Here is a 24,117-nt window from a genome sequence, read left to right as displayed (position 1 = left end):
GCGATGAGCGACACCGAGCGACAAGCAAAAGATGCCGCTTCGACCGGCACCGGTTACCGGGTGCTGGCCCGCAAATACAGACCCAAGGACTTCACGGACCTGATGGTCGGCCAGGAGCCGATGGTTCGAACGCTGACCAACGCGTTCGAGACCGGCCGTATCGCTCAGGCCTATATGCTGACCGGCGTGCGCGGCGTCGGCAAGACCACGACCGCCCGTATCCTTGCCCGCGCCCTCAACTACAAGACCGCTGCAGTCGATCGTCCCACGATCGACCTGCGCGAACCCGGCGACCATTGCCAGGCGATCATGGAAGGCCGGCACGTCGACGTCATCGAGATGGATGCCGCCTCGCATACCGGTATCGACGATATCCGGGAGATCATCGAGCAGGTGCGCTACCGGCCCGTTTCGGCCCGCTACAAGGTCTATATCATCGACGAAGTGCACATGCTGTCGACGGCCGCCTTCAACGGGCTCCTGAAGACGCTCGAAGAGCCGCCCGAGCATGTGAAATTCATCTTCGCCACGACGGAAATCCGTAAAGTTCCGATCACGGTGCTGTCGCGCTGCCAGCGCTTCGATCTGCGCCGCATCAGCGCTTCCGATCTCGTCGGGCTGTTCACCACCATTGCCGGCAAGGAAGGCATCGAGGCCGAACCGGAAGCACTCGCCATGATCGCACGCGCCGCCGAAGGCTCGGCACGCGACGGCCTGTCGCTGCTCGATCAGGCGATCGCCCATGGCAGCGGCTTCGTTGCCGCGGATGCCGTGCGCACCATGCTCGGCCTTGCCGACCGCGCCCGCATCGTCGATCTCTTCGGCCATGTCGTCAAAGGCGATGTTTCGGCAGCCCTTGCCGAATTCAACAGCCAGTATGAGGCCGGAGCCAATCCTGTCGTCGTGCTCACCGACCTTGCCGATTTCACCCATCTCGTGACCCGCCTCAAATATGTGCCCGATGCCGCCGACGATCCATCGCTCAGTGAAGTCGAGCGCACGAAAGCGGCGGAATTCGCGCAAGGGGTTGCGGTAACCGCACTTTCCCGCATCTGGCAGATGCTTCTCAAGGGCATCACCGAGACGGAGAATGCCTCACGCACCGCAGGCGCTGCCGAAATGGTGCTGATCCGGCTTGCGCATGCGGCCCATCTGCCGGCACCGGAAGATGCGGCGCGCAGGCTTGCCGAATTCTCTGATGGGAATGGCGGCTCCCGCCCCTCTTCGTCTTCGAGCGGTGGCAATGGTGGCGGAGCAGTGTCCTATCAGGGCAATACCGTAGCGCGTGCTGTGGAAACGCCGGCGCCGCGACCCACACCTTCCGCACCGGTCGCCATGCTGCGCTCAGTGCCGAATACACAGCCGGATTCGCAACCTATCGGACGCATCGAATCGAAACCCGCCGAAGCGCCGAAGCCGCTGGTGCCTGTCAATTCGATGGCCGACATCGCCGAACTCGCCAGCCAGAAGCGCGATCCGAAGCTGAAGGCGCTGGTGCGCACCTTCGTGCGCCCGGTCAAGCTGGAGCCAGGAAGGCTTGATGTCAGCTTAATGCCGGGCGCGCCAGGCACGCTGCTGAACGAGCTTGCCGTCAAGCTGAAGGAATGGACCGGCATCCACTGGATCGTCAGCCTCAGCCGCGAGGAAGGCCAGCCGACGCTAGTCGAAGCAGAAGCGAACGCCCAGAAGCAGCGAGTCGCCGATGCGCGGCAGGACCCCGATGTCGCGGCGATCCTGGCGCAATTTCCGGGCGCAAAGATCATCGATGTGCGGGTGCGAGCACCCGAGATGGACGAAGAGGATGAAGCCGCTGCTCCTCCGGCAATCGCCGAATCCGTCGATGGTGACATCCTGCCGGGCGACGATATCGAATTCTAAGGTTAGGATGAGTGCAGGCGGAACCGCTTCGGTTTGAAGCGGTTGACGACCATGACGACATATCCTGCCGCTCAAACAGAGACTTGCAGAAGAAGGACCAAAGACGATGCGCGACATCATGGGCATGATGGGCAAAGTGAAAGAAATGCAGGCGAAGATGGAGAAGATGCAGTCGGAGATCGCCGACATTCGCGTCGAAGGCAAGGCCGGCGGAGGCCTCGTCACCGTTACCGTCAACGGCAAGGGCCTGATGCTCGGCCTGAAGATCGACCCCTCGCTCTTCAAGGAAGACGATGTCGAAATCCTCGAAGACCTGATCGTCGCCGCCAACAAGGATGCTCAGGAAAAGGCCGAGGCGATCGCCGCCGAGAAGACGCGCGAACTGACCGCCGGTCTGCCGATCCCGCCTGGCTTCAAGCTGCCGTTCTGAGGCGAGACATTTCTTTCAGCGGCCGGCCGCCTTGCGAATGAGATCGCGGCCGATCGCCTTTATGGGTTCGTTTCGCAGCACCAGCGATGTCGTCACCGCGCCATGGCGGGCAATGGAATCGACGATGGTTTCAAGGTCTGACGGTGTCGGCACGAGAACCTTGAGCAGGAAGCAATCTTCGCCCGTCAGCCTCAAGACCTCGATAATTTCCGGCATTTCCGAAAACTGCTTCAGATACGGCCGGATATGCTCATGCGTGGTGCGCAGCCGAATGACCGCCATCATGCCGAGCCCGACGGCAGCCGGATCGACCACGGCACGGTAGCCGGCAATCACGCCACGCTCCTCCAGCCGCTTCAGCCGCTCCGATGCCGCCGGCTGCGACAGACCGACACGACGGCCGAGCTCCGATACCGAGATTCGCCCATCCTGCTGCAGGATTTCGATGATCGATAGATCGGTCGGATCCAGGCCTCTTTCGATTGCATCCATTGCTCACCTTCAATTCATCGGTTGGGATAAGTTTTATCCGATGGATTGCAATGTCAATCGGCATCCCGGCATGCGAGTTTTCTCCATGAGAGACTGTGGAGAAAGGATAGAGATGAGCGATATCATCACGCTGCCGGGGCTGGGCGGCTCGGGCGAAGGTCACTGGCAGACATTGTGGGAACGGGACGATCCGGCTATGCGACGCTTCCAGCCATCAAGCTGGGACAGACCGATCCTTTTGGATTGGATTGCCGCGCTCGAGCACGAAATCTCGCGCTCCAAAACGCCGCCGATCCTGATTGCGCACAGCCTTGCCTGTCAGCTGATCGCCCATTGGGCCCTTGTGAAGAAGACGGCGATCCTTGGAGCGTTCCTGGTGGCCGCGCCCGATCCTACGGGCGAAATCTATCTTGCCGAGGCGGGCAGCTTTGCCAATCCGCCACGGCAGCGGCTGCCCTTTCCGTCCCTGCTCGTCGCCAGCACCGACGATCCGTTCGGGTCCTTCGACCATGCGTGTCGCAGCGCCGAAAGCTGGGGCAGCGCCTTCGTCGATGTCGGGCCACGCGGGCATATCAATGCGGCATCCGGACTGGGTGACTGGCCGGAAGGCAAGGCAATCTTCGGGCGCTTTCGCTCCGAGCTTGGCTGAACGTAAATCCGGCATTTGGAAAAGCCGCGCCGGAATGCTATCTCTGGCACTCTTTTTCCAGATATCGTCCAGCTGCCCTGTTGGAGGGAATGCGATGAGCCTATCGACGCTGCTTGTTTTTGCCGGTGCCTTGTTCATTGCAGCGGGATCGCCGGGACCGAACATCGCGGCACTGGTGGCGCGCGTGCTGACGAAGGGCGCGCGCAACGTCCTGCCCTTCCTCTCCGGGATGTGGCTCGGCGAAGCGATCTGGCTGACGTGTGCCGTTGCCGGCCTTGCGACCATTGCCGAAACCTTCCATCTCGCCTTCGTGGTCATCAAATGGCTTGGCGTTGCCTATCTCCTCTATCTTGCCTGGAAGATGTGGTTTGCCTCCGCCGACACGGCAGGAGAAGAATTGCCGAACGAGCAATCGGCCACACGGCTCTTCCTCGCCGGCTTCACGGTCACCATGGGCAATCCGAAGATCATGGTCTTTTATGTGGCGCTGCTCCCCTCGATCATCGATCTGCATGGCGTGACGGTTTCGGGCTGGGCCGAGCTGGCCGCGACGATGTTTGCGGTGCTCGTCATCATCGATCTCTCCTGGGCGATGCTGGCGGCCAAAGCCAGAACCTTCCTCAAGAGCCGCCGGGCTGTGCGCATCGCCAACCGCGCCAGCGCCGGCACCATGGCAGGCGCGGCCGTCGCGATTGCCATGCGGTGATTTCAGGCCGCTGCGTCGCTTTCGATGAACGCACGCAGCTTATAGTGGATAGGCGCCGCCAGATAGCGCGCCCGATCTTGCGGCGACAATCGCCTGCCGAAGGTCGCCATCATTTCCGGCATGGTGACCCTCGCGCCGGCATAAGGCAGATAGGTGACCGGCATGTCAGCGCTCACCGTGCCGCCCGCAAGAACGCGGCAGTAGATGCCGGGGCGACCGGCCCGGATATAGCGCTTGACGAATTGCGGATCGCCCATCTTCGCTGCGAAGGTGGAACAGGGAATACGCGCCGAGGTCACTTCCAGAACCAGATCGCCGGCTATGAATTGATCGCCGACGGCGATCTCGCGATTGTCCAGGCCTTCGATGATGAGATTTTCACCGAAGGTGCCCGGCTCCAGCGATCGTCCAAGCTCGCTTGCCCACCAGTCCAGCGTCAACGAACCTTCGACATAAACCGCCTGGTCACGGCCGCCATGATGCTTGCGATTGCAGATGGCATCACCGAGCAGCCCTAGCTCGTCGATCATGACGGCACCGTTGACGGCATGCTTGTTGATGCCTGTCTTCGCTTTCTTGCCCGGCAGCGTTTCAGGAACACCACGGCACACGGCGAGAATTTTCATCGGTCAACCGTTCCTTCCGAGATTCCGTTCCTTGAGCATATGAGCTAAAAGCCTCCCATGGCAAAGCGAGTCACCGGCCCCGAAATCGAAAAACTCATCCAGCTCCTGGCGAAAGTGCCGGGCCTCGGGCCGCGCTCGGCGCGCCGCGCGGCGCTGCATCTCATCAAGAAGAAGGACCAGCTGCTCGGGCCACTATCCCATGCCATGGGCGATGCCTATGACAAGGTGAAGATCTGCTCGCGCTGCGGCAATGTCGATACCGTCGATCCCTGCACCGTCTGCACCGACGACCGCCGCGACCAGTCCGTTATCATCGTCGTCGAGGATGTCTCCGACCTCTGGGCTCTGGAACGATCAGGCGCGATGAACGCCGCCTATCACGTTCTCGGCGGCGTCCTGTCGCCCCTCGACGGCGTCGGGCCTGACGATCTCAATATTCGCGGATTGATCGCCCGCGTCGGCGAAGGCGGTGTCCGTGAGATCATCATCGCGGTCAATGCGACGGTCGAGGGGCAAACCACAGCACACTATATAACCGACCAGCTTGATGGCCTCGAGGTCAAGATCACCCGCCTTGCCCATGGCGTGCCTGTCGGCGGCGAGCTCGATTATCTCGATGAAGGTACGCTTGCGGCGGCGCTGAGGGCGCGGACGGCGATTTGATTTGAGAGCTGCAACAAAGGAAAGAGTATGAGGAGAGTTTTTACCCCCCTCTGTCAGCTTTCGCTGACATCTCCCCCACAAGGGGGGAGATTGGTCGCTCGCAGCACCGACCTGCCTCAAACCAATATTCTGCCTGCAGATGCCGAGAGAGATTTTACGGATAGGGGCCGCAGCGAACTCCCAACAATCTCCCCCCTTGTGGGGGAGATGTCGCGAAAGCGACAGAGGGGGGTATCAGCGGCTCGGCATGCGCAAAGACTATTTTCCCTATTCTACATCCTCCTCCTCGCCCTCCTTCCCCTCCCCGCTCTCGCCGCCTCGAAAGCCGAGGTCGCAGCGCAGTTTCAGGTCTGGATCCAGAAGGATCTCTGGCCGGAAGCGCGAAAGGCCGGAATTTCGGAAAAGACCTTCCAGGCGGCTTTTGCCGGCGTAACGCTGAACTGGGATCTGCCCGATCTCGAGCCGCCGGGCTTCCCGAAACCGAAGCAACAGGCGCAGACCCAGGCGGAATTCTCCTCTCCCGCCCCCTATTTCAATGAGGGACGGCTGCAGAAACTGGCCGTAACCGGGCGGAGCCTCGCCTCGCAATATGGGCCGGTGCTGCGGCGGATCGAGAAGACCTATGGCGTACCCGGACCAATCCTGCTGGCCATCTGGGGCCGCGAAACCGGCTTCGGCGCCGCCAAACTGCCGAATTCGGCAATGCAGGTCCTGGCGACCAAGGCATTCATGTCGACGCGCAAGGACATGTTCCGCAACGAGCTGATCGCTGGACTGCGCATCCTCGAACATGGCGACGTTACGCCTGATCAGTTCAAGGGCTCCTGGGCCGGCGCACTCGGCCAGCCGCAATTCATGCCGACCAACTACCTGAAATATGCCGTCGATTTCGATGGCGACGGCCATCGCAACATCTGGACTTCAGTGCCCGACACGCTGGCATCCATCGCCAACTATATGGTTCAAAAGGGCTGGCAGCGTGGCCGCGGCTGGGGCTATGAAGTCACCATTCCGCAGAACGTCTCCTGCGCCCAGGAAGGGCCCGATCTCGCCAAGCCGATTTCGCAATGGGCCTCGCTCGGCATTCAGCGGGTTTCCGGCAAGTCATTTCCATCCGACGAAATGCGGGCGAGTGGCATGATGCTGGTGCCGGCCGGCCGCGACGGGCCGGAATTCATCGTCACGCCGAACTTCTACGTCATCAAGGAATACAACAATTCCGACCTATACGGCCTCTATATCGGCAATCTCGCCGACCGCATCGCCAATGGCAGCGGCGCCTTCCAGGAAAAATGGGGCGATGTCGGCAAGATGCTGCGATCCGACGTCGCAAACATGCAGAAGGCTCTGGAGCGCAAGGGCTACGATGTCGGCGGTACCGACGGCCTGCCGGGCTATAAGACCCGGCGCTCGATCGGCCAGTGGCAGGAAAAGAGCAGCATGAAGCCCACCTGCTATCCGGACAGTTCCATGCTTGGCGTGCTGAAATAGCTGCGGAAACGCCTTTCGGCGCGAATGCCTTGCAATTTGCCGGAAAGAGGCTTATATCCGCATCAAATTCTTGATCGTGTGATGAAGAGTGGGCCGCAAGGACCCGCTCTTTTTTATTAGCGCGATCTCCCAATGCATGAACAATGCGGAGTGAATGCTTGTCGGACGTGACAAACGCAGACAATACCAATGAACCTCGGCTGATCGTCGAAACCGGCCTTGATCAGCGCGTCGCCGCCATCATCGAGCCCGTCCTTGTGGGCATGGGCTTCCGTTTGGTGCGCGTGCGTCTCCTCAATCTGAACGGCCTGACGCTGCAGGTCATGACCGAGCGCAACGACGGCACCATGACTGTCGAGGACTGCGAAGAGGTCTCCACGGCCATTTCTCCGGTCCTGGATGTGGAAGATCCGATCGATAAGGCGTATCATCTCGAAGTGTCTTCGCCGGGCATCGACCGCCCGATGGTGCGAAAGTCGGATTTCCAGCGCTGGATCGGCCACATCGTCAAGTGCGAAACGTCGATCCTCGTCGATAACCGCAAGCGTTTCCGCGGCAAGATCGTCGCCGTCGATGCCGATGGCTTCACGATCGAACGCGATGAAGCGACCCGCGGCGAGGAACAGAAGGTAACCATTCCGTTCAGCACGCTGGCCGAGGCCAAGCTGATCCTGACGGACGATCTCATCCGCGACGCTCTGCGCGCCGACAAGCTTGCGAAAGCCGAGGCAGCGAACCAGAACGAAGCGGACGACGAAGAAGAATAACCGATCAACGAACCGCCTGACGGAACGGGAAACCTGAAGGCAGGAAGACGGAGACTAAGAACAATGGCAGTCAGTGCGAACCGGCTAGAACTTCTGCAGATCGCAGATGCAGTGGCGCGCGAAAAGGTCATCGACCGCGAGATCGTGCTTGCCGCAATGGCGGATGCGATCCAGAAGGCCGCGCGCTCGCGTTACGGCACGGAATCGAATATCCGCGCCGACATCAACCCGAAGACGGGTGAAATCCGCCTGCAACGTCTGCTCGAAGTGGTCGAGAAGGCCGAGGACTATTCCACGCAGATCCCGCTGGAGCTGGCCCGCGACCGCAATCCGGACGCAGCGCTTGGCGATTTCATCGCCGATCCGCTGCCGCCGATGGACTTTGGCCGCATCGCCGCCCAGTCGGCCAAGCAGGTCATCGTGCAGAAGGTGCGCGAAGCCGAGCGTGACCGCCAGTTCGACGAATTCAAGGATCGCGTCGGCGAAATCGTCAACGGCACCGTCAAGCGCGTCGAATACGGCAACGTCATCGTCGATCTCGGCCGTGGCGAGGGCATCATCCGCCGCGACGAAATGATCCCGCGCGAAAACTTCCGCTACGGCGATCGCGTCCGCGCCTATGTCTACGACGTCCGCCGCGAGCAGCGCGGCCCGCAGATCTTCCTGTCGCGCACGCATCCGCAGTTCATGGTCAAGCTCTTCACCATGGAAGTGCCTGAAATCTACGACGGCATCATCCAGGTGAAGTCGGTTGCCCGCGATCCGGGTTCGCGCGCCAAGATCGCCGTCATCTCGAACGACTCGTCGATCGATCCGGTCGGCGCCTGCGTCGGTATGCGCGGTTCGCGCGTTCAGGCCGTCGTCGGTGAGCTGCAGGGTGAAAAGATCGACATCATTCCCTGGTCCAGCGAGCCGGCGAATTTTGTCGTCAACGCGCTGCAGCCGGCCGAAGTCGCCAAGGTCGTTCTCGACGAAGATGCAGAGCGCATCGAAGTCGTGGTGCCGGACGAGCAGCTTTCGCTTGCCATCGGCCGCCGCGGCCAGAACGTCCGCCTCGCATCGCAGCTGACCGGCTGGGATATCGACATCATGACGGAAGCCGAGGAATCGGAACGCCGCCAGAAGGAATTCAACGAGCGTACCAACCTGTTCATGGATGCGCTCGACGTCGACGAAATGGTCGGCCAGGTTCTGGCCTCGGAAGGCTTTGCCGCCGTTGAGGAACTGGCTTACGTAGATCTCGACGAAATCTCCTCGATCGACGGTTTCGACGAAGATACTGCGCAGGAAATTCAGACCCGCGCCCGCGAATATCTCGAGAAGCTCGAAGCCGAGATGGATGAGAAGCGCAAGGCGCTCGGCGTCTCCGACGAACTGCGCGAGATCAACGGCATGACCGCACAGATGATGGTCGCCCTCGGCGAGGACGGCATCAAGACGATCGAGGACTTCGCCGGCTGCGCCGCTGACGACCTCGTCGGCTGGAGCGAACGCAAGAACGGCGAAACGAAGAAGTTCGAGGGCCTGTTCTCCAAGCTTGAAGTCTCGCGCGTCGAAGCCGAACAGATGGTCGTGCAGGCTCGCCTGCTGGCCGGCTGGATCACCGAAGCCGATCTCGCCGCTGAGACCGAAGAGGTCGCGGAGGACGAAACCGAGCAACAAGCATGACGATCACCGAGGGGCCTGGCGCACCGACCGAGGACGATGATCTCGGCGGTAACGACGCAAATGGCCGCATGTGCATCGTAACACGCGAAAGCGGATCACCCGACGAATTGATCCGCTTCGTAGCCGCTCCGGACGGAACTGTCGTTCCCGATCTGAAGCGGCAACTGCCGGGACGCGGCTGCTGGGTTAAGATAGACCGGGCACTGGTGGACAAGGCAGTGGCAAAGAAACTGTTTTCCCGCGCTTTGAAGGCGGAAGTGACGGCACCGGCAGATCTCGGTGCCGTGGTCGACCGGCTTCTCTTGGCGCAACTGGCCGGGATGATGCACATGGCTCGCAAGGCGGGCCGGTTCGTCAGCGGTTCATCGAAGGTTGATGGCGCCGTTCGCAACGGCTCGGCAATTGCCGTGTTTCATGCGATCGCCGCCGCCGCCGATGGCGTCCGCAAGATCGACCAGGCACGAAAAGCCTGGCATCTCGGTATGGAAACCGAAAAGGAAATACCTTCCTTCCGTGTCTTTACGGAAGCGGAGATGGAAGAACTGATGGGCCAGAATGCTTTTATCCATGCCGCAGCGCTTGCAGGGCAGGCGGGTGAGGGTGTAGTGAAGCGCGCAAACCTGCTCGAACGGTACCGCAACGGCGGTCAGTCCCGGGCAACGGGCGGCGCTGGCCGGCGAAAACAATGACGCGGTCACCGGCCTTTGCCGGACGCCTCATTAAGGTACATGCATTGAACGACAGGGTCTGACGGACGTTTCCGTGCCCTGTCCGAAGGAACAGGAACGGAATGACCGACAATCAAGACGACAAGACGCTGAATGTTTCAGGTAAGAAGACTCTCACCCTGAAGCCATCAGGCGTAAACCAGGGCACCGTGCGCCAGGACATGGGCCGCGGTCGCACCAAGGCGGTCGTGGTTGAGACCCGTAAGCGCCGCCCGCTACGTCCTGAAGACGAAAAGCCAATCACGCCGGTAACGACCGCCGCGCCCTCGGTGACGCGCGTCGCCGAACCGACGCCGCAGCCGCCGCGCCCGCCGCAGCCGGCTCCGCGCATTCATCAGCCTGGTGGCCAGCAACAGCGGCCGGGACAGCCCAACCAGGGTAGCCAGCAGCGCCCGCAGCAGGAGCGTTCGTCGCGACCGGTGGTCTTGAACCATCTGTCGGCCGGCGAAATGGATGCTCGCCGCCGTGCGCTCGCCGAAGCCCAGGTTCGCGACGCTGCCGATGCCGTGCGCCGTGCCGAGGAAGAAGCACGCCGCGCTCAGGAAGAAGAGGCACGCCGCATCGCCGAACAGGCTGAAGCTGCACGCCGCGCCGCAGAAGAGGCCGCACGCGCCGCCGAAGCCGAGGTCGAGACACCCGCACCGGTGGAAGCGCCGAAGCCGGCAGTCCAGACGCCTGCGGCTCCCGTCGTTGCACGTCGTCCGGATGCGGCTCCTCAGCCGGCACGCCCTGGCGCTCCTGCCGGCGAGGCACCGGCCAACCGCCGTCGCGTCAATGAAGAAGAGAGCGATCGCGGCCCGCCCCGAGGCGCTCCGGCACGCGGCAAAATCGTACGCCCGGAACCGGCAAAGCCTGTTACCACGCGTCCGAAGACCGAGGACGAGCGCCGCCGCGGCAAGCTGACGGTCACCACGGCCAATGTCGACGAAGATGGCAATGCCCGCGGCCGTTCACTTTCGGCCATGCGCCGCCGCCAGGAAAAGTTCCGGCGCAGCCAGATGCAGGAAACGCGCGAGAAGATCTCGCGTGAAGTCGTGCTGCCCGAGACCATCACCATTCAGGAACTGTCGCAGCGCATGTCCGAACGCGCCGTCGACGTCATCAAGTACCTGATGAAGGAAGGTCAGATGATGAAGCCGGGCGACGTCATCGACGCCGATCTGGCCGAACTCATCGCCGGCGAATTCGGCCACACGGTCAAGCGCGTTTCGGAATCCGACGTCGAACAGGGCATCTTCAACGTTGCCGACGAGGAAGGCGAACTGGTTTCCCGTCCGCCCGTCGTCACGATCATGGGCCACGTCGACCACGGCAAGACCTCGCTGCTTGACGCCATCCGTCATGCGAACGTGGTGGCCGGCGAAGCCGGTGGCATCACCCAGCATATCGGTGCCTATCAGGTCGAGCAGAACGGTCAGAAGATCACCTTCATCGACACCCCCGGCCACGCCGCCTTCACGGCGATGCGTGCTCGCGGTGCCCAGGCGACCGATATCGCGATCCTGGTCGTCGCAGCCGACGACAGCGTGATGCCGCAGACGATCGAATCGATCAACCACGCCAAGGCGGCGGGTGTTCCGATCATCGTGGCGATCAACAAGATCGACAAGCACGAAGCCAACCCGCAGAAGGTCCGCACGGAACTGCTGCAGCACGAAGTCTTTGTCGAATCGATGGGCGGTGAAGTGCTCGACGTGGAAGTCTCCGCGAAGAACCGAACCAACCTCGACAAGCTGCTCGAAGCCATCCTGTTGCAGGCGGAAATCCTTGACCTCAAGGCCAATCCGAACCGCACGGCCGAAGGCACCGTTATCGAAGCTCAGCTCGACCGCGGCCGCGGTTCCGTCGCCACCGTGCTCGTGCAGAAGGGTACATTGCGTCCCGGCCAGATCGTCGTTGCCGGCGATCAGTGGGGCCGCGTTCGTGCGCTCGTCAACGACAAGGGTGAGCATGTGAAGGAAGCAGGCCCGGCCATGCCGGTCGAACTGCTCGGCCTTTCCGGCGCACCGCAGGCCGGCGACAAGTTTGCCGTCGTCGAAAGCGAAAGCCGCGCCCGCGAGATCTCGGAATATCGCCAGCGCCTCACCCGCGACAAGGCGGCTGCCCGCCTGTCCGGCCAGCGCGGTTCGCTCGAGCAGATGATGACCCAGCTTCAGACGGTCGGCGTGAAGGAATTCCCGCTGGTCATCAAGGGCGACGTGCAGGGCTCGATCGAAGCCATTGCCGGCGCTCTCGACAAGCTCGGCACCGACGAAGTTCGTGCCCGCATCGTCCATTCGGGCGCAGGCGGTATCACCGAGTCGGACGTCTCGCTGGCGGAAGCCTCCAATGCAGCGATCATCGGCTTCAACGTCCGCGCCAACGCGCAGGCACGTCAGTTCGCCGAGCGTCAGGGCATCGAGATCCGCTACTACAACATCATCTACGACCTGGTGGATGACGTGAAGGCGGCGATGTCGGGCCTGCTCTCTCCGGAGCGCCGCGAAACCTTCCTCGGCAATGCCGAGATCCTCGAGGTGTTCAACATCACGAAGGTCGGCAAGGTCGCAGGTTGCCGCGTCACCGAAGGCAAGGTCGAGCGTGGCGTCGGCGTCCGCCTGGTGCGCGACAACGTCGTCATCCACGAAGGCAAGCTCAAGACCCTCAAGCGCTTCAAGGACGAAGTGTCGGAAGTCAATGTCGGCCAGGAATGCGGCATGGCCTTCGAGAACTACGAAGACATCCGCGCCGGCGACACGATCGAGTGCTTCCGCGTCGAGCATATCACCCGTACGCTGTAAGCGATCCTTCGATTTGCGAGATATCAAAACCGCCGGCCAAAACCGGCGGTTTTTCATTGGATGCTACCGAACGGGGATGCGCAACCGATATGACGACAGGATCTGAGGACGAACATTCAATCTCCGTCTCCTTCATTCGCCAGCCGGACGAGCACGTCGCGGTGATGCTGAGGGCGGGCAGGCGCGTGGCGCGCCGCAGCCCGCAAAAAGTCCAGAACGAGGTGGCATGGTTCTTCATATCGGCGATCGCCGTCGGCGTTGGCCTGCCGGTTCTCTTCTATTTGCTAAGACGCTATGTCTATGTCCCCGTCTTCGGACTATCGCCTTCCATCCACGAAGCCGAGCTTGCTATTATATGGCTCGTGCCTTCCCTCATGATCTACGCGCTCATTCTGGTCTACTATCGCTGGGCAATGCGGCGGCGACGGGCGGTGATGCGCTCGCGCATTCGCCCCGGTGTCAGGATCACCGCGACGGCCAATGCTCAGGGTGCGTCCTGGGCGTCGACAGATACCAGGATCTGGTTCGGCTGGAGCGAAATCATCAATATCAGCCGCGCCGACGGGCGGATCGAGTTCGATCTCGAATCCTTCGTTACCTATATTCCTGCCTCCGCCTTTTCCGATCAGCAGGCGCAGGATGCCGCTTTCGCAAGGATTCTCGGCTTCTGGCAGGCCGCAAACCCTGTCCAGCCTTGACCTTTGGCCCGGATCGAGTCATTTGACCCCCTTTATCGCGTCCAATGGGACGCTGCTAACGGAACAACCATGACCAAACCAACTTCCTCCGCGCCTTCGCAGCGCATGCTTCGCGTCGGCGAGCAGGTGCGCTCAGCGATCACGCAGGTTCTGCAGCGCGGCGAAGTGCGCGACGACCTGATCGAGCGCACCGTGATCTCCATTTCCGAAGTGCGCATGTCGCCCGATCTGAAGATCGCGACGGCCTTCGTGACGCCGCTCGGCGTTTCCGACCACGGCGCCGTCATCGAAGCGCTGAACCGCCATGCGAAATACATCCGGGGCCGCCTCGGCCCGCAACTGCGCCAGATGAAGTACATGCCGGAAGTTCGCTTCCGCGACGATACGAGCTTCGACAATTACAAGAAGATCGACGCGCTTCTGCGCTCGCCCGAGGTCAGCCGCGATCTCGACGACGACAACGACCAAGATCAATAACAGAGACAGAGAATGTCCAAGCCACGTAAGCCCAAGGGCCGTCCGATTTCGGGCTGGCTCATCCTCGACAAGCCGATTGATTTCGGCTCGACCGAAGCCGTTTCCAAGATCAAGTGGTTGTTCAAGGCCCAGAAGGCCGGCCATGCCGGCACGCTCGATCCGCTCGCCTCCGGCATGCTGCCGATCGCGCTCGGCGACGCCACGAAGACGGTTCCCTACGTCATGGATGGCCGCAAGATCTATGAATTCACCGTGACCTGGGGCGAGGAACGCGCTTCCGACGACCTCGAGGGCGCAGTAACAGCCACCTCCGACAAGCGTCCGAGCGAAGAGGATATTCGCGCGCTGCTGCCGAATTATACCGGCGTCATCAACCAGATTCCGCCGCAGTTCTCCGCCATCAAAATATCAGGCGAGCGCGCATATGATCTCGCCCGCGAAGGCGAGACGGTCGAGATCCCCTCGCGCGAAGTCGAGATTTTCCGCCTGACGCTGCTTGCCTGCCCGGATGCCAATACGGCGCATTTCGAAGTCGAATGCGGCAAGGGCACCTATGTGCGCGCGCTCGCCCGCGATTTCGGCCGCGATCTCGGCTGCTACGGCCATATTTCCGGCCTGCGCCGCAGCTTCGTCGCGCCCTTTGCCGAGGAGGCGATGGTGCCGCTTGCCGATCTCGTGGCGCTGGAGGAGATCGAAGATGCTGACGAGCGACTGGCAGCCCTCGATGCGCTGCTGATCGATACGGCGGAAGCTCTTTCTTCGCTGCCGCATCTCGTCATCAGCGACGACCAGGCGCACCGCCTGAAGATGGGCAACCCGATCCTGGTGCGCGGCCGCGATGCGCCGATTGCCGAGACCGAGGCCTATGCCACGTCCCGCGGCAAGCTGATCGCCATCGGCGAGATCGGCCAGGGCGAATTCCGCCCCAAGCGCGTGTTCGGCTGACCTCAATCAACCAGAAATAGCGGCTATTGCGGGCAATGGCGATGCGATATGTTCCCCGACGGGCCATCATGGCCCGTCCAAAGGGGGCAAACATGCGCAGAGTTGCATTCGGAATACTTGCATTCCTTTCCCTGTTCCTGACAGTTGCGAACGCCCAATCTGCCGAGCGGTGGGCCGGGCTACCGCCATTTCCGCCAATGCCGCAGCCAAAAACGAGCGGCATGGCCGATGTCAACGACATCAAGATGTATTATGCCGAATATGGCGCGGGCGACCCGATCCTCTTCATCCATGGCGGCCTCGGAAATGCCGACGTCTGGGGCGCTCAGGTCGCCGATTTCGCGAGAGATCATCTCGTCATCGTCGCCGACAGCCGCGGGCATGGCCGGTCGACGCGCAGCGAAAAACCCTTCGGCTACGATCTTATGACTTCGGATTATGTCGCGCTGCTCGACTATCTGAAGGTCGGCAAGGTGACCTTGGTCGGATGGTCTGACGGCGGCATCATCGGCATCGACATGGCGATGAAACATCCCGAAAAGCTGACGCGCGTGATCGCGCAAGCCGCCAATGTTACGACCGACGGCGTGAAGCCCGACGTCATGAGCAACAAGACTTTCAACGATTACATCAACGTCGCCGGCGAATATTACAAAAAACTGTCGCCGACCCCGAACGAATATGAGGCTTTCGTCAACCAGATCTCGCAAATGTGGGCGACACAGCCGGCATGGACCGCAGCCGATCTCAGCAAGATCGCGGTGCCGGTGACGCTTGCCATCGGCGACCATGACGAAGCGGTGAAGCTTGACCATACCGAGATGATGGCGAAGGAAATCCCGGGCGCGAAGCTTGTCATTCTGAAGGATGCCAGCCATTTCGCCATGCTGCAGGATCCGGAAGGCTACAATGCCTTGATCCGGGACACCATGGCGGGGCGCTGAAAAGCGCCCAGGGAGAACCCTCTTTCAATTGGCGCTCAATTGGTTTATAGGCAGCGCCAGCATCAGGCATGCCTGATTGCATTCGCGGCCAATGCTGGACGACATCCCGGCGTTTGGCGACTTCAATCTCCTCTCATAGAAAGGACCATCCGATGTCGATCACTGCTGAGCGCAAGGCTGCGCTGATCAAGGAATACGCTACCGTCGAAGGCGACACCGGTTCTCCGGAAGTCCAGGTTGCGATCCTGACCGAGCGCATCAACAACCTCACGGAACACTTCAAGGACCACAAGAAGGACAACCACTCCCGTCGTGGCCTCCTGACGATGGTTTCCAGCCGGCGCTCGCTTCTTGACTACCTCAAGAAGAAGGACGAAGGCCGTTATACCAAGCTGATCACCAGCCTCGGTATCCGCCGCTAACGGAATTTCCGGCGGGCGTTCACCTGAACGTCCGCCGGATGCTTATGAAGGGTATGAACCCTTGAGACCAGTTTCCCTCGCGCCTTATGCCGGTGCGACGCGAGACTGCCGGCAGGCCGGATGGGCCGGTGCTGCCAACAACAACCGTTGACCTGTCATGGGGCAGGATTGCCGGATGCTTTCAGCCGAAGCCTAGCGCTTCGGCCTGATTTCGAAAGCCTCTCGTTGTCTTGCCCGTGATGCGTCACACTTCGTGCGGTCGAAGATGTGCCCTGCCGAATTCGTCGGCGACGGCGCCTTTTCCCGCATCATGCAAGGACAAGATATGTTCGATATCCATACCGTCGAAATCGAGTGGGCAGGCCGCCCGCTGAAGCTCGAAACCGGCAAGATCGCCCGTCAGGCTGACGGCGCCGTTGTCGCCACCTACGGCGAGACCGTGGTGCTTGCGACCGTCGTTTCCGCCAAGGCGCCGAAGCCGGGCCAGGACTTCTTCCCGCTCACCGTCAACTACCAGGAAAAGACCTACGCAGCCGGCAAGATCCCCGGCGGCTACTTCAAGCGCGAGGGTCGTCCGAGCGAAAACGAAACGCTCGTTTCGCGCCTGATCGACCGCCCGATCCGCCCGCTCTTCCCGGAAGGCTACAAGAACGACACGCAGGTCGTCGTCACCGTCATCCAGCATGACCTCGAAAACAATCCCGACATCCTGTCGATGGTCGCAACCTCGGCTGCGCTGACGCTCTCGGGCGTTCCCTTCATGGGCCCGGTCGGCGGCGCTCGCGTCGGCTACATCAACGGCGAATACGTGCTCAACCCGCATCTCGACGAGATGGACGAATCGAGCCTCGACCTCGTCGTCGCCGGGACGCAGGACGCCGTTCTGATGGTTGAATCCGAAGCCAAGGAACTGCCTGAGGACGTCATGCTCGGCGCCGTCATGTTCGGTCATCGCGGCTTCCAGCCCGTCATCGACGCGATCATCAAGCTCGCCGAAGTCGCCGCCAAGGAACCGCGCGACTTCCAGCCGGAAGATTATTCCGAGCTCGAGAAGGAAATGCTCGGCCTCGCCGAAGCCGAACTACGCGACGCCTACAAGATCACACAGAAGGCCGATCGCTACGCTGCCGTCGACGCCGTCAAGGCGAAGGTGAAGGCACACTTCCTGCCGGAAGAAGGCGAAGCCAAGTACACGGCCGAAGAAGTCGGCGCCATCTTCAAGCACCTGCAGGCGAAGATCGTTCGCTGGAACATCCTCGACACGTCGAGCCGCATCGACGGCCGCGACCTGTCGACCGTTCGCCCGATCGTTTCGGAAGTCGGCCTGCTGCCGCGCACGCACGGTTCGGCGCTGTTTACCCGTGGTGAAACGCAGGCCATCGTCGTCGCCACGCTCGGCACCGGCGAAGACGAACAGTATGTCGACAGCCTGACCGGCATGTACAAAGAGCGCTTCCTGCTCCATTACAACTTCCCTCCCTACTCGGTTGGCGAAACCGGCCGTATGGGCTCCCCGGGTCGTCGCGAAATCGGTCACGGCAAGCTCGCATGGCGCGCTATCCGCCCGATGCTGCCGTCGGCGGAACAGTTCCCCTACACGCTGCGCGTTGTTTCCGAGATCACCGAGTCCAACGGCTCGTCTTCGATGGCAACGGTTTGCGGCACCTCGCTCGCCCTGATGGACGCCGGCGTGCCGCTGGCGAAGCCGGTTGCCGGCATTGCCATGGGTCTGATCCTGGAAGGCGATCGCTTCGCCGTTCTCTCCGACATTCTCGGTGACGAAGACCACCTCGGCGACATGGACTTCAAGGTCGCCGGCACTGCCGACGGCATCACCTCGCTGCAGATGGACATCAAGATCGCCGGCATCACCGAAGAGATCATGAAGGTCGCTCTCGGCCAGGCACAGGGCGGTCGTGCCCACATCCTCGGCGAAATGTCCAAGGCAATCACCGAGAGCCGTGGCCAGCTCGGCGAATTCGCACCGCGCATCGAGGTCATGAACATCCCGGTCGACAAGATCCGCGAAGTCATCGGCTCCGGCGGCAAGGTCATCCGCGAAATCGTCGAAAAGACCGGTGCGAAGATCAACATCGAGGACGATGGCACCGTCAAGATCGCCTCCTCTTCCGGCAAGGAAATCGAAGCGGCCCGCAAGTGGATCCACTCGATCGTCGCAGAACCGGAAGTCGGCCAGATCTACGAAGGTACTGTTGTCAAGACCGCCGACTTCGGTGCCTTCGTCAACTTCTTCGGCGCCCGCGACGGCCTCGTCCACATCTCGCAGCTCGCTTCCGAGCGCGTTGCCAAGACGCAGGATGTCGTCAAGGAAGGCGACAAGGTCTGGGTCAAGCTGCTCGGCTTCGACGAGCGCGGCAAGGTTCGCCTGTCCATGAAGGTCGTCGATCAGGCCACCGGCCAGGAAATCGCTGCCGACAAGAAGAAGGACGACGCAGCCGAATAAGCTGCGCCTTCATCCAAGTTCCGGGGCGCGGGATTTTTTCCGCGCCCTTTTTATATTTAAGAGGTTAGCCGGTTCGGTTTTGCCGAAACTACGTGCCTGGCCCCTCACCCTAGCCCTCTCCCCGCATTGCGGGGAGAGGGCTAGGGTGAGGGGCACGCGCGGAAACAGATACCTGCCAGCAAGCCCGACCAACGAAACAATAACGAGACCACGCCCATGAGCCGCGATGCCCTGAAGACCCTGTTCCATCCCTTTGCCTCCGGCACTGTCGACACACCCGGCGAGGGCGAGCGGATCCTGTTTCTCGGCGCCGAGGCGGGCTTTGCGCTGCCGGAGGGGTTCGCCGCCGAGCTGTCCGCCGTCCAGGGCTTCCGCCCCTTCTATCGCCAGCTGCAGGCGCAGCGCATCAACGTGACGCCTGACATCGAAGGCGAAGGCTATGACGGCGCGCTGGTGCTCTGCGGCAAGCACAAGGGCGAGAATGAGGATCATATCGCCGAAGCGCTGTCGCGGGTGAAGGAAGGCGGCCTCATCGTCGTTGCCGGTGGCAAGGAAGATGGTATCCAACCGCTGCGCAAGCGCGTCGAGGCCTTCGGGCTCGAAATCGAGCACATGCCGAAATATCACGGCGTGGCCTTCTGGTTTGCGCGGCCTGCCGATATCAAGCTTTTGACGGCGCAGCTCGCGAAGCCGGCGACGCTGGTCGATGACAGCTTCACCACGGCGCCCGGCATGTTTTCCCATGACCGTGTCGATGCCGGCTCCGAACTGCTCGCCTCGCGCCTGCCGACCGATTTTGCCGGCGATGCCGCCGATTTCGGCGCTGGCTGGGGCTATCTCTCGGTCGAGCTCGCAACGAAATCGCCAAGGATCGAGCGCATCGACCTCTACGAGGCCCATTACGGCGCTCTGGAGGCCGCACGCGCCAATCTGCTGTCGCACTGCCCGAAAGTCGCCCAGCGCTTCTTCTGGCACGATCTGACAAGCGAGCCAGTCAAGGACAAATACGACCTGATCATCATGAACCCGCCCTTCCATGAAGGCCACGCCGCCGAGCCCTCGCTCGGCCAGGCGATGATCAAGACGGCCGCCTCGGCGCTGCGCGGCGGCGGCCGGCTGATGCTGGTCGCCAATCGTGGCCTGCCCTACGAGCCGGTGCTGGCCGAGAATTTCAAGGAATTCGGCGAGACCTGCCGCAACGCCCGCTACAAGGTGCTCTGGGCAAAGAAATAAGGAATGATGGCGGTCAGATGGCCGCCATTTTTTTGAGTGGAGATCAGGAAGTTCATTTCGCAGCTCTTGCGGCCCATTCGCGGTCGAGCACGGCGTAGACGCATTCGTCGCCCCAGACACCATTGAAGCGATCGTTTTCGATCAAAAGGGCCTCGCGGCGCAGACCGAGGCGTTCGACAACGCCAATGGATCCGGCATTTTTCGCATCCAGCCGTGCAAAGATCCTGTGAAAGCCGAATTTTTCAAAACCGAGGGTAATCACGGCTTGCGCCGCTTCGGTAGCATATCCCTTCCTGGCATAGGCTGGGTTGGAGGTATAGCCGAGTTCGGCCTGAAGTGCGGCCTTATTTGCGAATGTCAGGCTGACGTCACCTACCAAGGCGCCATCCTCCCGCCGAATGACAGCGCAGAGCAGCGTATCCCCATCTTCGGAGAAAGGGGAATTCAGGCGGATATCGAAACGCTCCCTCATCACTTCGGGCGAGGGAGGATCGCGGTAAAGAAAACGATAGATCTCCGGCAGGGAGCGATAGGCACTGTAGGCGACAAAATCCTCGGGCACAAAGCGGCGGAGGACGAGGCGATCAGTCGATGCCAAAAGTTCTGCGTCGTTAAACGTCATCGGGAATCCTCTCGAAGGATATCCGGAAATTCGATCCTCCCGGCCAAAACCGGGAGGACACGACTGAGATCGGGAGCTTATTCCGTATCCGCGCTCGACAGCGTTTCCAAGGTCGGCATGGAGGTGATGTTGTAGCCGGCGTCGACAAAGTGGATCTCGCCGGTCACGCCGGCCGAAAGGTCCGACAGGAGGTAGAGCGACGAGGAGCCGACCTGGTCGATGGTGACGGACTTGCGCAGCGGCGCATTGCGCTGGTTCCACGACAGGATGGCGCGGGCGTCGGAAATGCCGGCGCCGGCGAGCGTCCGGATCGGGCCGGCGGAGACGGCGTTAACGCGAATGCCGCGCGGGCCGTAGTCCGCCGCGAGATAGCGGACGGAAGCCTCGAGTGCCGCCTTGGCGACGCCCATGACGTTGTAGTTCGGGATCACGCGCGTCGAACCGTTATAGGTTAGCGTCAGCATGCTGCCGCCTTCCGTCATCAGTTCGGCGGCACGCTTGGCGACCTCGGTGAAGGAGAAGCAGGAAATCACCATCGTGCGGGTGAAATTCTCCCGCGTGGTGTTGGCGTAGAGCCCCTTCAGCTCGTTCTTGTCGGAAAAGCCGATGGCATGGACGATGAAGTCCAGCTTGCCCCAGCGCTCCTTGATGGCGTCGAAGACGGCATCGACCGAAGCGAGATCCTCGACGTCGCATGGCAGAAGGAAATCCGAGCCGACTTCGGCTGCCAGCGGCTTGACGCGCTTGCCGAGAGCTTCACCCTGAAAGGTAAAAGCCAGTTCCGCGCCTTCGGCTGCCAGCGCCTTTGAAATACCCCAGGCAATCGAATGATTGTTTGCGACGCCCATGATGAGGCCGCGCTTACCCTGCATAATTCCCGTCATTGCCTTATCCGTTGTAGCGCTGGAATACGAGCGTGGCGTTGGTGCCGCCGAAGCCGAAAGAGTTCGAAAGAGCGATATCGAACTTGGCGTTGTCGATACGCTTGCGCACGACCGGCACGCCTTCGAATTCCGGATCGAGTTCGGTGATATGGGCGCTTTCGCCGATGAAGCGCTCCTGCATCATCAGGATCGAATAGATCGATTCCTGAACGCCCGCTGCGCCGAGCGAATGGCCCGTCAGCGACTTGGTCGACTGGATCGGCGGGATCTTGTCGCCGAAGACTTCGCGGATCGCGCCGATTTCCTTGCTGTCGCCCACCGGCGTCGAGGTGCCGTGGGTATTGATGTAGTCGATATTGCCCTTCACCGTGGCAAGCGCCTGGCGCATGCAGCGTACCGCACCCTCGCCCGAAGGTGCTACCATATCATAACCATCCGAGGTGGCGCCGTAGCCGATGATTTCGGCATAGATCTTGGCGCCGCGGGCCTTGGCATGCTCAAGCTCTTCCAGAACCAGCACGCCGGCGCCGCCGGCAATGACGAAGCCGTCACGCTTGGCGTCATAGGCGCGCGAGGCGGTTTCCGGATGGTTCTCGTTAAAATCGGAGGACATAGCTCCCATGGCGTCAAAGAGGTTCGACATGGTCCAATCGAGATCCTCGTGACCGCCGGCGAACATGACGTCCTGCTTGCCCCACTGGATCATTTCGGCGGCATTGCCGATGCAATGCGCCGAGGTCGAGCAGGCCGACGAGATGGAATAGTTGACGCCGTGGATCTTGAACCAGGTCGCAAGCGTGGCCGAGGCGGTCGACGACATCGACTTCGGCACCGCGAAAGGGCCGATGCGCTTCGGGCTATTGTTCTTGCGGGTGATATCGGCCGCCTCGATCAGTGTGCGGGTCGAGGGGCCGCCGGAGCCCATAATGATGCCGGTGCGCTCGTTGGTGATATCACCTTCCTCGAGACCGCTATCGGCGATCGCCTGCTTCATGGCGACGTGGTTCCAGGCACCGCCCTGCGACAGGAAGCGCATGGCGCGGCGATCCACCAGGTCGGTCGTATCGATCTTCGGCGCGCCCCAGACCTGGCACTTGAAGCCATGCTCGGCGAAATCAGGAGAGAAGGAAATGCCGGATTTGGCGTCGCGCAGCGAGGCGGTCACTTCTTGAGCATTGTTTCCAATCGAAGAGACAATACCCAGACCCGTAACAACTACCCGTCTCATGTCGATGACCTTTTCTAAAACATCTGTCTTTGTGGAGGCGGCGATGCCGCGGTTCAGGCAACCTTGTCCTTGGACAGGCCCACGCGCAGGTCCGTCGCCTGATAGATGGTCTCGCCATCGGCCTTCAGCCAGCCGTCAGCGGTGCCAAGGACGAGGCGGCCGCGCATGACGCGCTTGAAGTCGATGCCGTATTCGAGAAGCTTCGTGTCCGGACGAACCATGCCCTTGAACTTCACTTCGCCTGTCGAAAGCGCCATGCCGCGACCGGGCTCACCGAGCCAGCCGAGGAAGAAGCCGGTCAGCTGCCACATGCCGTCGAGGCCGAGGCAGCCCGGCATGATCGGGTTACCGGCAAAATGGCAGGGGAAGTACCAATCATCGGGGCGCACGTCGTATTCGGCGCGGATATAGCCCTTGTCGAAGGCCCCGCCCGTTTCGGAAATATCTGTAATGCGATGGACCATCAGCATCGGCGGCAGGGGAAGCTGTGCGTTGCCCGGGCCGAACAGCTCGCCGCGGCCACAGGACAGGATTTCCTCGTAATTGAAGCTGGATTGTCTCGTCGTCATAAAAATTCCGTTTCCCCCGCATGAATGCCGATGGATGTGAAGCTTTAGTGCAAGATCGACAGAAAATGAAGCGTAACCATCACACTCTCATTCAGTCGTTCGATCGAACGCAGTAGCTCTTATGTGGTGGTCGCATACAGGAACGCCAGAGCCGCTACCAGTGCCAAATGCGGCAAAAGCCCGATTTTTCCGGCTTTTGAGCACCTTCCCACCCCATTGAAACTATTGAAAGCAATCAAGGCAAAAGTTATATGGCTTAGTAAAGAATTATAGAGATCAGGAATCCGGAGTCCCTGAATGGCAGAACATGCCGAAATCGCGATCGAAACCAGGCTGCGTAATGTGGGCCTAAGGCCGACTAGGCAGCGGATCGCACTGGGAGACCTCCTTTTCGCCAAGGGTGACCGCCATCTGACCGTGGAAGAGCTTCACGAGGAAGCCGTTGCCGCCGGCGTGCCCGTCTCGCTCGCGACCGTCTACAATACGCTGCATCAATTTACCGAAGCAGGCCTGATCCGCGTGCTCGCTGTCGAAAGCACCAAGACCTATTTCGACACCAATGTCTCCGATCACCATCACTTTTTCGTGGAAGGCCATAACGAGGTGCTGGATATTCCGATCAGCAATCTGACGATCGACAATCTGCCCGAGCCGCCACAGGGCATGGAAATCGCCCATGTCGATGTAGTGATCCGCCTGCGGCGCAAGCAGCAGCGCTGAAATAAGCGCCGCGTCGGCTCACCTGCGACAAGA

Annotated in this window: 24 protein-coding genes; 18 read left to right on the top strand and 6 right to left on the bottom strand. The window is 61.2% G+C overall.

Going from position 1 to position 24,117, the window contains the following annotated elements:
• Window positions 1-3: 3 nt before the first annotated feature.
• Complete coding sequence (locus tag AC13QE_RS29470) at window positions 4-1,878, top strand: DNA polymerase III subunit gamma/tau (protein WP_488486393.1); 1,875 nt, start codon at window positions 4-6, stop codon at window positions 1,876-1,878.
• A 106-nt stretch (window positions 1,879-1,984) separates the two neighbouring features.
• On the top strand, window positions 1,985-2,308 hold the full coding sequence (locus AC13QE_RS29465; RefSeq protein WP_047635820.1) for a YbaB/EbfC family nucleoid-associated protein: 324 nt from the start codon (window positions 1,985-1,987) through the stop codon (window positions 2,306-2,308).
• Between the two features lie 15 nt (window positions 2,309-2,323).
• On the opposite strand, the gene AC13QE_RS29460 is transcribed toward AC13QE_RS29465, so the two are convergent.
• The gene (locus AC13QE_RS29460) at window positions 2,324-2,800 is read right to left on the bottom strand and encodes an Lrp/AsnC family transcriptional regulator (RefSeq protein WP_488486392.1); all 477 of its coding nucleotides are present in this window, start codon (window positions 2,798-2,800) and stop codon (window positions 2,324-2,326) included.
• Window positions 2,801-2,912: 112 nt separating this feature from the next.
• On the opposite strand from AC13QE_RS29460, the gene AC13QE_RS29455 reads away from it, so the two are divergent.
• Entirely contained in the window at window positions 2,913-3,449 is a 537-nt protein-coding gene (locus AC13QE_RS29455) for an RBBP9/YdeN family alpha/beta hydrolase (protein ID WP_488486391.1), read from the top strand.
• A gap of 94 nt (window positions 3,450-3,543) precedes the next feature.
• Window positions 3,544-4,155 (top strand): LysE family translocator, encoded by a 612-nt coding sequence (locus AC13QE_RS29450; RefSeq protein WP_488486390.1) that lies wholly within the window; start codon window positions 3,544-3,546, stop codon window positions 4,153-4,155.
• Between the two features lie 2 nt (window positions 4,156-4,157).
• On the opposite strand, the gene AC13QE_RS29445 is transcribed toward AC13QE_RS29450, so the two are convergent.
• Window positions 4,158-4,781 carry an MOSC domain-containing protein gene (locus AC13QE_RS29445; protein WP_488486389.1) on the bottom strand — a complete coding sequence of 208 codons (624 nt, stop codon included), beginning with the start codon at window positions 4,779-4,781 and terminating at the stop codon, window positions 4,158-4,160.
• Window positions 4,782-4,838: 57 nt separating this feature from the next.
• On the opposite strand from AC13QE_RS29445, the gene recR reads away from it, so the two are divergent.
• From recR to AC13QE_RS29380, 13 genes are all read left to right on the top strand, one after another.
• Window positions 4,839-5,444 carry a recombination mediator RecR gene (recR, locus tag AC13QE_RS29440; protein ID WP_112338892.1) on the top strand — a complete coding sequence of 202 codons (606 nt, stop codon included), beginning with the start codon at window positions 4,839-4,841 and terminating at the stop codon, window positions 5,442-5,444.
• A 207-nt stretch (window positions 5,445-5,651) separates the two neighbouring features.
• On the top strand, window positions 5,652-6,935 hold the full coding sequence (locus AC13QE_RS29435; protein WP_488486388.1) for a lytic murein transglycosylase: 1,284 nt from the start codon (window positions 5,652-5,654) through the stop codon (window positions 6,933-6,935).
• Window positions 6,936-7,093: 158 nt separating this feature from the next.
• Window positions 7,094-7,702, top strand: coding sequence for a ribosome maturation factor RimP (gene rimP, locus AC13QE_RS29430; protein ID WP_132721740.1), 609 nt, complete (start codon window positions 7,094-7,096; stop codon window positions 7,700-7,702).
• Between the two features lie 63 nt (window positions 7,703-7,765).
• Window positions 7,766-9,370 (top strand): transcription termination factor NusA, encoded by a 1,605-nt coding sequence (gene nusA / locus AC13QE_RS29425; RefSeq protein ID WP_015338278.1) that lies wholly within the window; start codon window positions 7,766-7,768, stop codon window positions 9,368-9,370.
• Window positions 9,367-10,059 (top strand): RNA-binding protein, encoded by a 693-nt coding sequence (locus tag AC13QE_RS29420; RefSeq protein WP_488486387.1) that lies wholly within the window; start codon window positions 9,367-9,369, stop codon window positions 10,057-10,059. Before nusA ends, AC13QE_RS29420 begins: the two co-directional genes overlap by 4 nt.
• A gap of 101 nt (window positions 10,060-10,160) precedes the next feature.
• Complete coding sequence (infB, locus tag AC13QE_RS29415; RefSeq protein WP_488486386.1) at window positions 10,161-12,878, top strand: translation initiation factor IF-2; 2,718 nt, start codon at window positions 10,161-10,163, stop codon at window positions 12,876-12,878.
• An 89-nt stretch (window positions 12,879-12,967) separates the two neighbouring features.
• On the top strand, window positions 12,968-13,576 hold the full coding sequence (locus tag AC13QE_RS29410) for a hypothetical protein (RefSeq protein WP_132721746.1): 609 nt from the start codon (window positions 12,968-12,970) through the stop codon (window positions 13,574-13,576).
• Between the two features lie 69 nt (window positions 13,577-13,645).
• Window positions 13,646-14,053 (top strand): 30S ribosome-binding factor RbfA, encoded by a 408-nt coding sequence (gene rbfA, locus AC13QE_RS29405; RefSeq protein WP_112338886.1) that lies wholly within the window; start codon window positions 13,646-13,648, stop codon window positions 14,051-14,053.
• A 12-nt stretch (window positions 14,054-14,065) separates the two neighbouring features.
• A complete protein-coding gene (gene truB / locus AC13QE_RS29400) occupies window positions 14,066-14,998 on the top strand; it encodes a tRNA pseudouridine(55) synthase TruB (protein ID WP_132721748.1) in 933 nt (310 codons plus the stop codon).
• A gap of 92 nt (window positions 14,999-15,090) precedes the next feature.
• Complete coding sequence (locus AC13QE_RS29395; protein WP_488486385.1) at window positions 15,091-15,942, top strand: alpha/beta fold hydrolase; 852 nt, start codon at window positions 15,091-15,093, stop codon at window positions 15,940-15,942.
• Between the two features lie 152 nt (window positions 15,943-16,094).
• The gene (rpsO, locus tag AC13QE_RS29390) at window positions 16,095-16,364 is read left to right on the top strand and encodes a 30S ribosomal protein S15 (RefSeq protein WP_015338271.1); all 270 of its coding nucleotides are present in this window, start codon (window positions 16,095-16,097) and stop codon (window positions 16,362-16,364) included.
• A gap of 325 nt (window positions 16,365-16,689) precedes the next feature.
• Window positions 16,690-18,828, top strand: coding sequence for a polyribonucleotide nucleotidyltransferase (gene pnp, locus AC13QE_RS29385; RefSeq protein ID WP_112398691.1), 2,139 nt, complete (start codon window positions 16,690-16,692; stop codon window positions 18,826-18,828).
• Between the two features lie 216 nt (window positions 18,829-19,044).
• Window positions 19,045-20,061 (top strand): class I SAM-dependent methyltransferase, encoded by a 1,017-nt coding sequence (locus AC13QE_RS29380; RefSeq protein WP_488486384.1) that lies wholly within the window; start codon window positions 19,045-19,047, stop codon window positions 20,059-20,061.
• Between the two features lie 52 nt (window positions 20,062-20,113).
• Here the strand turns inward: AC13QE_RS29380 and AC13QE_RS29375 are convergent, their stop codons facing one another.
• The 4 genes from AC13QE_RS29375 to fabA all read right to left on the bottom strand — a co-directional run bounded on the left by AC13QE_RS29375 (window position 20,114) and on the right by fabA (window position 23,364).
• Entirely contained in the window at window positions 20,114-20,683 is a 570-nt protein-coding gene (locus AC13QE_RS29375; RefSeq protein WP_488486383.1) for a GNAT family N-acetyltransferase, read from the bottom strand.
• A 77-nt stretch (window positions 20,684-20,760) separates the two neighbouring features.
• On the bottom strand, window positions 20,761-21,567 hold the full coding sequence (gene fabI, locus AC13QE_RS29370) for an enoyl-ACP reductase FabI (protein WP_112338882.1): 807 nt from the start codon (window positions 21,565-21,567) through the stop codon (window positions 20,761-20,763).
• 4 nt (window positions 21,568-21,571) lie between these two features.
• The gene (gene fabB / locus AC13QE_RS29365; RefSeq protein WP_488486382.1) at window positions 21,572-22,795 is read right to left on the bottom strand and encodes a beta-ketoacyl-ACP synthase I; all 1,224 of its coding nucleotides are present in this window, start codon (window positions 22,793-22,795) and stop codon (window positions 21,572-21,574) included.
• A gap of 53 nt (window positions 22,796-22,848) precedes the next feature.
• Complete coding sequence (gene fabA, locus AC13QE_RS29360) at window positions 22,849-23,364, bottom strand: 3-hydroxyacyl-[acyl-carrier-protein] dehydratase FabA (protein WP_015338264.1); 516 nt, start codon at window positions 23,362-23,364, stop codon at window positions 22,849-22,851.
• Window positions 23,365-23,661: 297 nt separating this feature from the next.
• On the opposite strand from fabA, the gene irrA reads away from it, so the two are divergent.
• On the top strand, window positions 23,662-24,084 hold the full coding sequence (gene irrA, locus AC13QE_RS29355) for an iron response transcriptional regulator IrrA (protein ID WP_112338881.1): 423 nt from the start codon (window positions 23,662-23,664) through the stop codon (window positions 24,082-24,084).
• Window positions 24,085-24,117: the final 33 nt, after the last annotated feature.

The sequence above is a fragment of the Martinezella sp. CNPSo 3957 genome, from assembly GCF_057784395.1.
This window is presented reverse-complemented; position numbering and strand designations above follow the sequence as displayed.

Coding starts and splice junctions, on each gene's coding strand:
- AC13QE_RS29375 (WP_488486383.1), bottom strand. CDS start 20,683: ATGACGTTTAACGACGCAGAACTTTTGGCATCGACTGATCGCCTCGTC.
- AC13QE_RS29420 (WP_488486387.1), top strand. CDS start 9,367: ATGACGATCACCGAGGGGCCTGGCGCACCGACCGAGGACGATGATCTC.
- AC13QE_RS29465 (WP_047635820.1), top strand. CDS start 1,985: ATGCGCGACATCATGGGCATGATGGGCAAAGTGAAAGAAATGCAGGCG.
- AC13QE_RS29395 (WP_488486385.1), top strand. CDS start 15,091: ATGCGCAGAGTTGCATTCGGAATACTTGCATTCCTTTCCCTGTTCCTG.
- nusA (WP_015338278.1), top strand. CDS start 7,766: ATGGCAGTCAGTGCGAACCGGCTAGAACTTCTGCAGATCGCAGATGCA.
- AC13QE_RS29450 (WP_488486390.1), top strand. CDS start 3,544: ATGAGCCTATCGACGCTGCTTGTTTTTGCCGGTGCCTTGTTCATTGCA.
- AC13QE_RS29445 (WP_488486389.1), bottom strand. CDS start 4,781: ATGAAAATTCTCGCCGTGTGCCGTGGTGTTCCTGAAACGCTGCCGGGC.
- truB (WP_132721748.1), top strand. CDS start 14,066: ATGTCCAAGCCACGTAAGCCCAAGGGCCGTCCGATTTCGGGCTGGCTC.
- fabI (WP_112338882.1), bottom strand. CDS start 21,567: ATGACGGGAATTATGCAGGGTAAGCGCGGCCTCATCATGGGCGTCGCA.
- fabB (WP_488486382.1), bottom strand. CDS start 22,795: ATGAGACGGGTAGTTGTTACGGGTCTGGGTATTGTCTCTTCGATTGGA.
- recR (WP_112338892.1), top strand. CDS start 4,839: ATGGCAAAGCGAGTCACCGGCCCCGAAATCGAAAAACTCATCCAGCTC.
- AC13QE_RS29460 (WP_488486392.1), bottom strand. CDS start 2,800: ATGGATGCAATCGAAAGAGGCCTGGATCCGACCGATCTATCGATCATC.
- AC13QE_RS29380 (WP_488486384.1), top strand. CDS start 19,045: ATGAGCCGCGATGCCCTGAAGACCCTGTTCCATCCCTTTGCCTCCGGC.
- AC13QE_RS29410 (WP_132721746.1), top strand. CDS start 12,968: ATGACGACAGGATCTGAGGACGAACATTCAATCTCCGTCTCCTTCATT.
- infB (WP_488486386.1), top strand. CDS start 10,161: ATGACCGACAATCAAGACGACAAGACGCTGAATGTTTCAGGTAAGAAG.
- AC13QE_RS29470 (WP_488486393.1), top strand. CDS start 4: ATGAGCGACACCGAGCGACAAGCAAAAGATGCCGCTTCGACCGGCACC.
- rpsO (WP_015338271.1), top strand. CDS start 16,095: ATGTCGATCACTGCTGAGCGCAAGGCTGCGCTGATCAAGGAATACGCT.
- pnp (WP_112398691.1), top strand. CDS start 16,690: ATGTTCGATATCCATACCGTCGAAATCGAGTGGGCAGGCCGCCCGCTG.
- AC13QE_RS29455 (WP_488486391.1), top strand. CDS start 2,913: ATGAGCGATATCATCACGCTGCCGGGGCTGGGCGGCTCGGGCGAAGGT.
- irrA (WP_112338881.1), top strand. CDS start 23,662: ATGGCAGAACATGCCGAAATCGCGATCGAAACCAGGCTGCGTAATGTG.
- AC13QE_RS29435 (WP_488486388.1), top strand. CDS start 5,652: ATGTCGCGAAAGCGACAGAGGGGGGTATCAGCGGCTCGGCATGCGCAA.
- rbfA (WP_112338886.1), top strand. CDS start 13,646: ATGACCAAACCAACTTCCTCCGCGCCTTCGCAGCGCATGCTTCGCGTC.
- fabA (WP_015338264.1), bottom strand. CDS start 23,364: ATGACGACGAGACAATCCAGCTTCAATTACGAGGAAATCCTGTCCTGT.